Origin of the sequence: Caballeronia sp. SL2Y3 (assembly GCF_022879575.1) — a bacterium.
Classification (GTDB): Bacteria; Pseudomonadota; Gammaproteobacteria; order Burkholderiales; family Burkholderiaceae; genus Caballeronia.
Genome location: NZ_CP084260.1, coordinates 1,317,720 through 1,329,778, shown reverse-complemented (window position 1 = coordinate 1,329,778; position 12,059 = coordinate 1,317,720). Strand labels below are relative to the sequence as shown.

Here is a 12,059-nt window from a genome sequence, read left to right as displayed (position 1 = left end):
GTCTGTTTGTTCAGTCTGTTCGTTCAGTTAGGAACCTCCGATGACTTTGAAAAAAACCCGCGTCTGGGTGTTGCTGGCTGCGTTCGCGGCGGCTCCCGCGTTTGCGCAGAACATCGCCGTCGTGAACGGCACGCCGATTCCCACGTCGCGCGCCGATGCGCTCGTGAAGCAACTCGTCCAGCAGGGTCAGCAGGATTCGCCGCAACTGCAACAGGCCGTGCGCGAAGAACTGATCAACCGTGAAATCCTGATGCAGGAAGCCGCCCGCGAAGGCGTGGCGAATCGCCCCGACGTGAAGGCGCAACTGGCCGTGGCGCAGCAGACCGTCGTGCTGCGCGCGATGATCGAAGACTACCTCGCGAAGAACAAGCCGACCGACGCCGAAATCAAGGCGCGCTACGACCAGCTCGTGAAGCAGCAAGGCGGCGGCAAGGAACTGCATCTGCATCACATCCTCGTGGAGAACGAAGACCAGGCCAAGGACCTGATCGCGAAGATCAAGGGCGGCGCGAGCTTCGAAGATCTGGCGAAGCAGTACTCGAAGGACCCGGGATCGGGCAAGAACGGCGGCGATCTCGACTGGTCGTCGCCGTCGGCGTACGTGCCGGAATTCGGCGCCGCGGCCGAGAAGCTCAAGAAGGGCGAAGTCACGGCCGCGCCGGTCAAGACGCAGTTCGGCTGGCACATCATCCGCCTCGACGACAGCCGCGACGTCGCGCCGCCGCCGTTCGATCAGGTCAAGGCGCAAATCGCGCAGCAAATGCAGCAGGAAAAGCTGCAGGCGTTCGAAGAGAATCTGCGCAAGAAAGCGGTCATCAAGTAATCAATCGCCTCCTTGCCGCGCGTTCGCGCCATGTACGACAAAGCCGCCCTCGGGCGGCTTTGTTGCTTCTAGAACCGCGTAGCGCAAAAAAAAGCCCCGGCAGCCGAGGCTCCGGGGCATGACTCTACGCTTACGCGCGATTAGCCGAGGAAGCGTCGCGCATTCTGGAACGCGCGCAGCCACGGGCTCGCGTCGGTGGTCCAGTCGGCGGGCGTCCAGCTCATCTGCACATTGCGATGCACGCGCTCCATGTGCGGCATCAGCACCGTGAAGCGGCCATCGGGCGTCGTGACCGACGTGATGCCCTGCGGCGACCCGTTCGGGTTGAACGGATACTGCTCCGTCGCGTTGCCGCGATGATCGACGTAACGCATCGCGACGAGCGCGCTCGCCGCATCGCCCTGTTGCGAGAAGTCCGCGAAGCCTTCGCCGTGCGCGACCGCCACCGGAATGCGCGAGCCTTCCATGCCGGCGAAGAAGATCGACGGCGAGCTTTGCACTTCGACCAGCGAGAAGCGCGCCTCGAACTGCTCGGACTTGTTGCGCGTGAACTTCGGCCAGCTTTCCGCGCCCGGGATGATCGACGCGAGGCTCGACATCATCTGGCAGCCGTTGCAGATGCCGAGCGCGAACGTGTCCTGGCGCGCGAAGAACGCCGCGAACATGTCCGCGAGGCGCGGATTGAAGCGGATGGTCTTCGCCCAGCCCTCGCCCGCGCCAAGCACGTCGCCGTACGAGAAGCCGCCGCACGCCACCGCGCCCGCGAAATCGGCGAGCGTCGCGCGGCCTTCCAGCAGGTCGCTCATGTGCACGTCGTGCGCGTCGAAACCGGCGCGGTCGAACGCGTACGCCGTCTCCAGATGCGAGTTCACGCCCTGCTCCCGCAGAATCGCCACGCGCGGGCGCTTGTTCGTCGCGATGAAAGGCGCGGCTACGTCTTGCGCCGGATCAAACGTAAGCACGGGCGAAAGGCCCGGGTCGCTCGCGTCGAGCAGCGCGTCGTATTCGGCGTCCGCGCAGGCCGGGTTGTCACGCAGACGCGCGATGCGCCAGCTCACCTCGCTCCATGCGCGATGCAGTTCGACGCGCGGCGCATCGAAGATCTTCTTCGCGTCGCGATAGATCTCGACCGCATCGCGCTCGTTCGGCTTGCCGATCACATGCGAGCACGCCGACAAACCGTGTTCGCGCAGCGCGGCGAGCACCGCGTCGCGGTCGGCCGCGCGCACCTGCACGACCGCGCCGAGTTCTTCGGCGAAGAGCGCGCGAACGGTGCGGTCGTCGCGGCGGCCGCTCGTCTGCTTCGCCCAGTCCTTGGCGTCGCCGTAATCGGATTCGTGTTCGGCGTCGAGCGTCAGCATGTCCACGTTCAGCGACACGCCCGCGTGCCCCGCGAACGCCATTTCGCAGACCGTCGCCCACAGACCGCCGTCCGAGCGGTCGTGGTACGCGAGCAGCTTGCCGTCCGCATTGAGCGACTGGATGGCGGCGAAGAAGCGCTTCAGGTCTTCGGCGTCGTCCACGTCGGGAACGGCGTCGCCGACCTGCTGCGTGACCTGCGCGAGAATACTGCCGCCGAGGCGATTGCGCCCGCGCCCGAGATCGATCGCGATCAGCACGGTGTTCGTATCGGCGACGAGTTGCGGCGTCAGATGCCGGCGCACGTCTTCGACCGGCGCGAAAGCCGAGATGATGAGCGACACCGGCGACACCACTTCCTTTTGCGCGCCGCGCGCGTCCTGCCATTTGGTGCGCATCGACAGCGAATCCTTGCCGACCGGGATGCTGATGCCGAGCGCCGGGCACAGTTCCATGCCGATCGCCTTCACCGTTGCATAGAGCGCGGCGTCTTCGCCCGGGCTGCCGCACGCGGCCATCCAGTTGGCCGAGAGCTTCAGCTTGTTCAGCGATTCGATCGGCGCGGACGCGATGTTCGTCACCGCTTCGCCGACGGCCATGCGGCCGGAAGCCGGCGCGTCGATCACGGCGAGCGGCGTGCGCTCGGCCATCGTCATCGCTTCGCCGCGAAAGCCCGCGTAGTCCATCGTCGTGATCGCGCAGTCGGCGACGGGCACTTGCCACGGACCCACGAACTGGTCGCGCGCGGTCGTGCCGCCCACCGAGCGGTCGCCGATGGTGATCAGAAACGACTTGCTCGCCACCGTCGGATGCTTCAGCACGTCGAGCGCGACTTCCGACAGCGCGAGGCCGGTCACGTCGACCGGCTCGAACTGCGCGCGCTCGCGCTTCACGTCGCGATGCATCTTCGGCGGCTTGCCGAGCAGCACGTCCATCGGCATGTCGACCGGCTGCTGGCCTTCGTTCTCGTCGTCGATCAGCTTCAGTTGACGCTCTTCCGTCGCCACGCCGACGACCGCGACCGGGCAACGCTCGCGCGCGCAGATGGCTTCGAACGCGGTCAGATCGGCGGGTGCAATCGCCAGCACGTAGCGCTCTTGCGCCTCGTTTGACCAGATTTCGCGCGGCGACAGCCCGCTTTCTTCCAGTTGCACCTTGCGCAGTTCGAAGCGCGCGCCCTTGCCCGCGCCGTCGACCAGTTCCGGGAACGCGTTCGAGATGCCGCCCGCGCCGACGTCGTGAATCGACAGAATCGGGTTGCGCTCGCCCATCTGCCAGCACGCGTTGATGACTTCCTGCGCGCGGCGCTGAATTTCGGGATTGCCGCGCTGCACGGAATCGAAGTCGAGCTCGGCGGTGTTCGCGCCCGTCGCCATCGACGAAGCCGCGCCGCCGCCCATGCCGATGCGCATGCCCGGCCCGCCAATCTGGATCAGGAGCGTGCCGGCCGGCAAGTCGTGCTTGTGCGTGTGCTGGTCCGAAATATTGCCGATGCCGCCCGCAATCATGATCGGCTTGTGATAGCCGCGCACGCGGCCGGCCACGTTCTGCTCGTAAGTGCGGAAATAGCCGCCGAGATTCGGCCGGCCGAATTCGTTGTTGAAGGCAGCCGCGCCGATCGGGCCGTCGATCATGATCTGCAACGGCGAAGCGATGCGGTTCGGGCGGCCATACGGCTCGTGCGAGTCGGCGGGATTGCGCGCGGACGGCGGCGTGGCGCTGTCGCGGGCGTTTTCCCACTTCTGACGCGCATCGGGCAGGTCCAGATTCGACACCGTGAAGCCCGCGAGACCCGCCTTCGGACGCGCGCCGCGGCCGGTCGCGCCCTCGTCGCGGATTTCGCCGCCCGAGCCCGTCGCCGCGCCCGCGAACGGCGAGATGGCGGTCGGGTGATTGTGCGTCTCGACCTTCATCAGCGTGTGCGTCAGCTCGACATGGCGCTCGTAGTGCTCGCTCTCGCCGCGCGGGAACCATCGTTCCGCCACGCCGCCTCGCATGATCGCCGAGTTGTCCGAATACGCGACGATCGTCCCTTCGTGATTCAGCTTCTCCGTATTGCGGATCATCTGAAAGAGCGACATGTCCTGCTTCTCGCCGTCGATGGTCCACTCGCCGTTGAAAATCTTGTGGCGGCAGTGCTCGCTGTTGGCCTGGGCGAACATCATCAGTTCGACGTCGGTCGGATTGCGCCCGAGGGCTTGGAACGCGTTTACCAGATAGTCGATCTCGTCGTCCGCCAGCGCGAGGCCCAGTTCGACGTTCGCCGCTTCCAGCGCCGAGCGCCCGGTGCCGATGATATCGACCGTTTGCAGCGGCTTCGCGGGCAGTTCATCGAAGAGATGCAGCGCCTGATCGCGCGATGCCGCGACGCTTTCCGTCATGCGGTCGTGCAGCGCGGCCGCGACCTGCGCGCGTGCTTCGTCCGACAGCGCCTTCTTGCCGCCGAGCAGCCCGCTTTTCATGACGACCGAATACTCGACGCCGCGCTCGATGCGCCGCACTTGCGTCAGACCGCAGTGATGCGCGATGTCGGTCGCCTTGCTCGCCCACGGCGACACCGTGCCGAAGCGCGGCACGACGAGGAACGTTTCGACGTGGCCGCGCTCTTTCTGGTCCGCGAACCGCGTGCCGTAGTGCATCAGCGCGTGGATGCGGTTCGTGTCCTCGTCGCTGAGCGGCTCGGACGCGTTGACGAAATGCAGGAATTGTCCGCGCACGCCGACGATGTTGGCGTCGATGCGGGCAAGCGTTTCGAGAAGACGAGTCTGACGGAAATCGGAGAGGGCCGAAGCGCCGGGGAAACACGAGAAATGGGCCATTGTGACGGTGCGTCGATGACGTCTGTGAGCCGCTCGATGGCACTCGGCGCGCCGAGTGCGGGAAAGCGGCGTGAGGCGGAGTGAAGACCGCGATTATAACCCGGATGCGTCTCGAAATCGGCTGCGCCCGGCCGGGCAGTGCTGTCGTGGTGGCGCCCGTCATCCTGAAATTCGCGGCTCGGTCGCACGGCTTGCTGACATGCTTTTTGACACATGAGCGGTGCTGGAATGGCCGTCCCTGGACGACGCATTTGGCGCTATCATGGCGCGCTTTCTTCGGGCGCGGCATGCCGCCGCGCCTGCCGTCTTACCGTCAGGACACGCGGCTTGCCGGGCGCTCGATGCGCCGCGCCGCGCGTGCGTTCTCCCGCCCTCGGGCACAAAAAGTCATGGATGTCATCGTCATCGGCGGAGGAATCGCCGGCATCGCCACCGCTTATCAGTTGCACGCGGCCGGGCATCGCGTCTGTGTGATCGAGCGCCACGCGACCGTCGCGCAGGGCGCGACGTACGGCCAGGGCGGCGCGCTCTTGCCCTCGCCGCTCGACGTCTGGTTCGGGCCGACATTCATGGCGTCGAGCCGCGCGAAGCAAAGCGGCATGATCGTGAAAACGGGCTTCGACGGCGCCGCGCGCGATTTTCTCAAGCGACTCGGCGAGTTGCGCGATCCCCAGGCGTTCGCGGCGCAGTACGCGCGCCTGCAGCCGCTTGTCGAACTGTCGCGGCGCGCGCTCGCCGATATCGAAGCGCGCTTCGAGCTCGACTACGAGCAGCGCGTCGGCATGCTGCACGTCTTCCGGCACGCCCGCGAACTCGACGACGCGCAAGCCGCCATCGACCTTCTGAAGAGCTTCGGCGTGCCGCACCGGCAGCTTGCGCCGGACGAATGCGTGCGGGCGGAGCCTTCGGTGCCGGACGATCCCGCGTTCGCGGGCGGCGTTCTGCTCCCCGAAGAACGCACCGCCAATTGCCCGCTTTTCACCAAGCAACTGAAGCAATTGCTGGAAGAAGCCGGCGTCGAGTTCCGCATGAATTGCGAAGTGGCGTCCATGCGGCTCGAAGACCGGCGCGCCGCGGTCGAGCTTGCCCGCTCCAGGGACGACAAGAAGCGCCACGCCGAGGCAGAAGTCATATCCGCCGATGCGGTCGTCGTCGCGGCGGGCGCGGATACGCCCGCGCTCGTCGGCGGCTTTCGCTCCACGCCTTCGCTGTTTCCGCTGCGCCTGCACACGCTGACCGCGCCCGTCGCCTACGAGGAACGCGCGCCGCATATCACGGTGATCGATTCGGTGAAGCGCATTACGATGTCGCGGGTGCATCAGCGGCTGCGCGTCGGCGGCGCGGGCGTTTTCCAGAGTTTCGCGAAAGCCGACAAACCCGCGCACGCCGGGCTCGCGCGCCGCGCCTTCGACGTGCTCGGTCAAGGCACGCACGACTGGATCCCGGGTGCCGCGCGCGTATCGGCTGCGCGGTCGTGGGACGGCTTGCGGCTGCTTTCGGCGGACGGGCTGCCGGTCGTCGGCGCGACGCGGCATCCGCGTCTTTTCATCAACGCGGCGCACGGTCCCGCCGGCTGGGGCCTCGCGTGCGGGTCTGCCAAAGTGGTCGCGGATCTCGTCTCCGGTGTCGCGCCCGATCTTCCCGCCGAGACGCTCGCGGCCATCGGCATGGAACGCTTCTAAGCGCTTCTGACTCACTTTTGACGCGCGAACTCAGCGCCGCATGTGGCGTGGCATGAAGGGTGCGGGCCGGACCATCGCCGATTCTTTCTACGCGAACATGACTGCATCCGCTTCCTACTTCACGCCCGACGACGACGCGCTCCCGCTCTTCACGCTCGCGGAACTGCGCAGCCTCGAAGCGCGAGCCGCCGCCGCGCTGCCGCCGCACACGCTGATGGCCCGCGCCGGCGCGGCCGCCGCGCAGTATCTGCTCGATGCCCTCTCCCGCGATCCCGACGCCCGCGCGCTGCCCGTATGGATCGCGGCCGGCCCCGGCAACAACGGCGGCGATGCCCTCGTGGTTGCCGAGCATCTGCACCGCGCGGGCGTGGCCGTCGAGGTTTGCATGCCGATAGCCGTGAAGCCCGACGACGCGCGCTGGGCGCTCGATGCCGCGCAGGCGGCCGGCGTGCCGATCAAGAGCGAACCGCCCGCCTCCTTCGACGGTTTCGGCTGGCTCGTCGACGGCATGTTCGGCATCGGACTCACGCGCCCGCTCGACGGCGTCTTCGCGACGCTGGCTGCGCGCATGTCGCGTCGCGCGCGCGAGTCCGGCCGGGTGCTCGCGCTCGACGTGCCGAGCGGCCTCGACAGCGATACCGGCGCGCCCGTGGGCGGCGGCGAGGCGCTCTGCGCGAACACGACGATCACCTTCATCGGCGCGAAGCCGGGACTCATCACCGCGCTCGGCCGCGATCTATGCGGCACGCTGCACGTGGCGACGCTGGACGTGGAGCCGCCCGCCGCGCCTTCGATCATGCTCAACGCGACAGCGCTTTTCCGGGCGAGCCTGCCGCCGCGCGACTTCGCGACCAACAAGGGCACGTTCGGCACGCTGGCCGTCGTGGGCGGCGACACGGGCATGTGCGGCGCGCCGATCCTCGCGGCGCGCATGGCGCTCTACGCGGGCGCGGGCAAAGTCCACGTCGCATTTCTGGGCGAAGGCGGCCCGCCCTACGACCCGCCGCATCCCGAGCTGATGCTGCACCACGTCGACGGCTTCGCGCTCGACAAGACGGATGCGCTGTCCATCGGCTGCGGCATGGGGAAGACGGATCGCGCGAAGCGCGTGCTCGCCGATGTGCTCAAGCTCGACATGCCGAAGCTGCTCGATGCCGACGCGCTCAATCTCGTCGCGACGGACGACGCGCTCGCGGGCGAAGTCGCGGCGCGCGGCCGCGCGGGCGATCCGTGCGTGCTGACGCCTCATCCGCTGGAGGCCGCGCGGCTTCTGCAATCCGACGCGAAAGCCGTGCAGGCGGACCGCATCGCCGCCGCGCGCCAGCTCTCGGCGCGCTACGCGGCTGTCGTCGTGCTGAAAGGATCGGGCACGGTGATCGCGTCGCCGGATGGCCGCGTCGCCGTGAATCCGACCGGCAACGCCGGACTCGCCACCGGCGGCACCGGCGACGTGCTCGGCGGATTGATCGGCGCATTGCTCGCGCAAAAGCTGCCGCAGTACGAAGCCGCGCTCGCGGGCGTCTATCTGCACGGACTCGCCGCGCAGACCCTGACCGGTCGCGGCATCGGACCGGCGGGGCTCACGGCGGGCGAACTCGCGCCCGAGGTGCGCGGTCTCATCAACCGCCTGCTTTATCCGCCGAACGGCTGACGCCGCCGCGCTTGTGACGGCTTGCAAGCATTCATTCGCGCATCGTCGCTATACTCCCTTTGATTCGTTGCTTCGATTCGGGCATCCGCGGCGGCACGCACCGCGTTCACGAACCTTCGATGGTCGCAGTACGCAGCCTCGGCAAACCGCATCCGCACGGACGTTTCCCACTGTCACTCTGGACTATCAGACCGCTATGACGCTCAAATCGCACCCTGCCTGGTCGGCGCTCCAATCGCACTACGATGCCATCTCCGGCGAGCGCCTGCGCGACTGGTTCGCGCCGCAAAACGACACGGCGCCGACGCGCGCCGAGCGCCTGACGTTCGAAGGCGGCGGCCTCACGATCGACTTCTCGAAGAACCGCATCACCGACGCCACGCTCGAACTGCTCGTCCAGCTCGCCGAAGAAGCCGGCGTCACGAAGCGCCGCGACGCGATGTTCGCCGGCGAGACCGTGAACGTCACCGAAGGCCGCGCCGCGCTGCACACGGCGCTGCGCGCGCAGTCGCCCGATGCGCCGTTCCACGAACAGGTGCAGAAAGAAAAGGCGAAGATGGCCGCGTTCGCCGACAAGGTCCGCGACGGTTCGTGGACCGGCTATACCGGCAAGCGCATTCGCCATGTGGTGAACATCGGCATCGGCGGCTCGGATCTCGGGCCGAAGATGGTCGTGCACGCGCTGCATCATCTCGCGTCGAAGGAACTGGACACGCACTTCGTCTCCAACGTCGACGGCGCCGATCTCTACAGCGTGCTGCAACAGATCGACGCGGAAGAGACGCTCGCCATCGTCGTCTCGAAGACCTTCACCACGCTCGAAACCATGACCAACGCGCACTCCATGCGCGACTGGTTCCTGGAACAGGGCTGTCCGGAAGACCAGCTGTCGAAGCACTTCGTCGGCGTGTCGGCGAATACGGCCGAGGTCGTGAAGTTCGGCATCGCGAAGGAGAACGTCTTCGAGATGTGGGACTGGGTCGGCGGGCGCTACTCGCTGTGGTCGGCGGTCGGACTGTCGATCATGCTGTCGGTCGGGCCGCAGAACTTCGAGGCGCTGCTGCAAGGCGCCGACGCGATGGATCAGCATTTCCGCACCGCGCCGCTCGCGCAGAATCTGCCGGTGCTGATGGGCATGATCGGCATCTGGTATCGCAACTTCTTCGGCTCGCAAAGCGATCTCGTCGCGCCGTATTCACAGGCGCTGCACTATCTGCCGTCGTATCTCCAGCAACTGGAGATGGAAAGCAACGGCAAGTCCGCGACGCTCGACGGCGGCATGGTCGACTACCCGACCGCCGCCGTGATCTGGGGCGAGCCCGGCACGAACGGCCAGCACGCGTTCTTCCAGATGCTGCATCAAGGGCCGACCATCATTCCGATCGACTTCATCGCGCTGCTGACGCCGGAACATCCGCTCGTCGATCATCACGCGAAGCTGCTCGCGAACTGCTTCGCGCAAAGCGAGGCGCTGATGCTCGGCCGCACGCTGGAAGAAGCGAAGAAGGTTGCGGGTCGGGGCAAGGAAGAACTCGCGACGCACCTGAGCTTCCCCGGCAACCGGCCGACGACGACCATCCTGCTCGACGCGCTCACGCCGCAGTCGCTCGGCGCGCTGATCGCGCTTTACGAGCACAAGGTGCTGGTGCAGGGAACGGTGTGGGACATCAACTCGTTCGACCAGTGGGGCGTCGAACTGGGCAAGATTCTCGGTAAGGTCGTCGAGGCGGATATCACGGCAGCGAGCGTGGACCCGGCCAAGCACGATTCGTCGACGTCCGCGTTGATCGAGCGCGCGCGCAAGGCGCTCAGGCGTTGAATTGCCGTTCGTGCTGACGCCCGCATCCTCGCCGATGCGGGCGTTTTCACGTCTAGACGGCGAGGCCGTTGACGAGACGCCCCGCTTCGATCGTGACCGTCGCGTCGCAGCGTTTCGCGAGTTCGGTGTCGTGGGTGACGAGCACGAGCGTCGCGCCGTTGCGCGCGTTCATCTTGAACATCAAGTCGATGATCGCGTAGCCGGTCGCGGCGTCGAGGCTGCCCGTGGGTTCATCGGCGAAAAGAATGGCCGGATGCGTGACGAAGGCGCGTGCAAGCGCGACGCGCTGTTGTTCGCCGCCCGAGAGCAGTTTCGGATAATGCCCGGTCCGCTGCGAGAGTCCGACCTGATCGAGCAGCGAGCGCGCGCGCTGCGCGATCTGTTCGTGCGGCATCTCGGCGCGCAACTCGAGCGGCAGCATGACGTTTTCGAGCGCGGTCAGGTGCGGCATCAACTGGAACGACTGGAACACGAAGCCGACCGCGCCGCTTCTGAGCGCGGCGCGCTCATCTTCGTTCAGCGCCGACAGCTCCTTGCCGAGCAGGCGAACCGAGCCGTCGCTCGCGCTGTCCAATCCCGCGAGCAAGCCGAGCAACGTCGACTTGCCCGATCCCGATGCGCCGACGATCGCCACGCTGCTACCGTTCGCGATGGACAAGTCGATGTTGTCCAGAATCGTCAGCTCGCCCGTGGCGTCCTTCACCCGTTTGCTCAATCCCCGAACTTCGATGACCGGCTCAGTATTGTTTTGCATGGACACCTTGAATAAGAACTGGAGCGCGCGCGGCTTCGTGAAGGCTGCGATCGCGAGCATGATGTTGTCGGCGGCCGCTTTCTCGAATGCTCAAGCTGCCGATGCGCAGACGAAGCCCGCGATCGTCGTGCTGGGCGACAGTCTTTCCGCGGAATACGGCCTGCCGCGCGATACCGGCTGGGTCGCGCTGCTGCGCGAGCGGCTGGCCAAAGAGCGTCTCGATTATAGCGTCGCCAATTCGAGCATCAGCGGCGACACGACGAGCGGCGGACGCGCCCGGCTCACCGCCGTGCTGGCGCGCATCAAGCCGTCGGTTGTCATCGTCGAACTCGGCGCCAACGATGCGCTGCGCGGCGTGCCGCTCGCGACCACGGAGGCGAACCTTCGCGGCATCGTCGACGCGTCCCAGGCGGCGCATGCGAAGGTGCTGCTCATCGGCATGTATGTGCCGCCCAACTACGGCCCGGACTATTCGCAAAAGTTCCACGCGGTGTACGAGCGCATCGCGAAGGACAAGCACGCCGCGCTCGTGCCGTTCCTGCTCGCGGGCATCGAAGACAAGCCCTCGATGTTCCAGTCCGACCAGATTCATCCGACGGCTCAGGCGCAGCCATTGCTATTGAACAACGTCTGGCCGACGTTGAAACCCTTGCTCGGCGCAAGCGCGTCGCAATAGCGCGACGCAAGCGCCGTAGTGCCGGGAAAAACGCGAAACGCGGCCACGATTCACTCATCGACTCTCGCGTCACTCTTATAACCCGCTCGACATCGGGCGACTCTACAAGGAGGTCACGTGAAATATTTCCCCTTGCTCGCATTGACCGTTGCGATCTCTGCCTGTGCTGCGCAGCCGCCTGCCGGCGTGCAACAAGTCGGCACGAGCCAGAAGGCGCCGAAGGTGGTCGCGCAATGCATCGCCCAGCAGTGGGCGACGAAGTCGCAGCAACAGGTGATTTCGCAAGACACGCTCGCGAACGATCAGGCCGTCGACGTCTTCGTTCCGGGCCAGCAGCCGCCTAACGGCGCAGCGGCCGTGGTGCGTCCGTCGTGGTCCGGTCCGGGTACGTGGGTCGGCTTCCGCGCCTCGGGCGCAGCCGGCAGCGACGCGACCGGCGACATTCAAGGCTGCCTGTAAGTCCGCGTTCGCTCTGT

At 66.6% G+C, this 12,059-nt stretch carries 8 protein-coding genes; 6 read left to right on the top strand and 2 right to left on the bottom strand.

The genetic code is table 11. From position 1 onward, the window contains the following. Nucleotides 1-40: 40 nt before the first annotated feature. A complete protein-coding gene (locus tag LDZ26_RS06260) occupies nt 41-823 on the top strand; it encodes a peptidylprolyl isomerase (protein WP_244848626.1) in 783 nt (260 codons plus the stop codon). Between the two features lie 140 nt (nt 824-963). Here the strand turns inward: LDZ26_RS06260 and purL are convergent, their stop codons facing one another. After that, nucleotides 964-5,001: a phosphoribosylformylglycinamidine synthase gene (purL, locus tag LDZ26_RS06255; RefSeq protein WP_244848625.1), complete on the bottom strand. Its 4,038-nt coding sequence runs from the start codon at nt 4,999-5,001 to the stop codon at nt 964-966. A 389-nt stretch (nt 5,002-5,390) separates the two neighbouring features. Between purL and LDZ26_RS06250 the strand changes: the two genes are divergently transcribed. From LDZ26_RS06250 to pgi, 3 genes are all read left to right on the top strand, one after another. Continuing rightward, nucleotides 5,391-6,683 carry an FAD-dependent oxidoreductase gene (locus tag LDZ26_RS06250; protein ID WP_244848624.1) on the top strand — a complete coding sequence of 431 codons (1,293 nt, stop codon included), beginning with the start codon at nt 5,391-5,393 and terminating at the stop codon, nt 6,681-6,683. Between the two features lie 97 nt (nt 6,684-6,780). Then, entirely contained in the window at nt 6,781-8,334 is a 1,554-nt protein-coding gene (locus tag LDZ26_RS06245) for an NAD(P)H-hydrate dehydratase (RefSeq protein ID WP_244848623.1), read from the top strand. A gap of 196 nt (nt 8,335-8,530) precedes the next feature. Then, complete coding sequence (pgi, locus tag LDZ26_RS06240; protein WP_244848622.1) at nt 8,531-10,153, top strand: glucose-6-phosphate isomerase; 1,623 nt, start codon at nt 8,531-8,533, stop codon at nt 10,151-10,153. A 52-nt stretch (nt 10,154-10,205) separates the two neighbouring features. On the opposite strand, the gene LDZ26_RS06235 is transcribed toward pgi, so the two are convergent. Next, nucleotides 10,206-10,907: an ABC transporter ATP-binding protein gene (locus LDZ26_RS06235; protein ID WP_244848621.1), complete on the bottom strand. Its 702-nt coding sequence runs from the start codon at nt 10,905-10,907 to the stop codon at nt 10,206-10,208. Between the two features lie 58 nt (nt 10,908-10,965). Between LDZ26_RS06235 and LDZ26_RS06230 the strand changes: the two genes are divergently transcribed. Both LDZ26_RS06230 and LDZ26_RS06225 read left to right on the top strand, forming a co-directional pair. After that, nucleotides 10,966-11,583 (top strand): arylesterase, encoded by a 618-nt coding sequence (locus tag LDZ26_RS06230; protein WP_244849024.1) that lies wholly within the window; start codon nt 10,966-10,968, stop codon nt 11,581-11,583. Between the two features lie 117 nt (nt 11,584-11,700). Beyond that, nucleotides 11,701-12,042, top strand: coding sequence for a hypothetical protein (locus LDZ26_RS06225; protein ID WP_244848620.1), 342 nt, complete (start codon nt 11,701-11,703; stop codon nt 12,040-12,042). Nucleotides 12,043-12,059: the final 17 nt, after the last annotated feature.

Coding starts and splice junctions, on each gene's coding strand:
- LDZ26_RS06260 (WP_244848626.1), top strand. CDS start 41: ATGACTTTGAAAAAAACCCGCGTCTGGGTGTTGCTGGCTGCGTTCGCG.
- purL (WP_244848625.1), bottom strand. CDS start 5,001: ATGGCCCATTTCTCGTGTTTCCCCGGCGCTTCGGCCCTCTCCGATTTC.
- LDZ26_RS06250 (WP_244848624.1), top strand. CDS start 5,391: ATGGATGTCATCGTCATCGGCGGAGGAATCGCCGGCATCGCCACCGCT.
- LDZ26_RS06245 (WP_244848623.1), top strand. CDS start 6,781: ATGACTGCATCCGCTTCCTACTTCACGCCCGACGACGACGCGCTCCCG.
- pgi (WP_244848622.1), top strand. CDS start 8,531: ATGACGCTCAAATCGCACCCTGCCTGGTCGGCGCTCCAATCGCACTAC.
- LDZ26_RS06235 (WP_244848621.1), bottom strand. CDS start 10,907: ATGCAAAACAATACTGAGCCGGTCATCGAAGTTCGGGGATTGAGCAAA.
- LDZ26_RS06230 (WP_244849024.1), top strand. CDS start 10,966: ATGATGTTGTCGGCGGCCGCTTTCTCGAATGCTCAAGCTGCCGATGCG.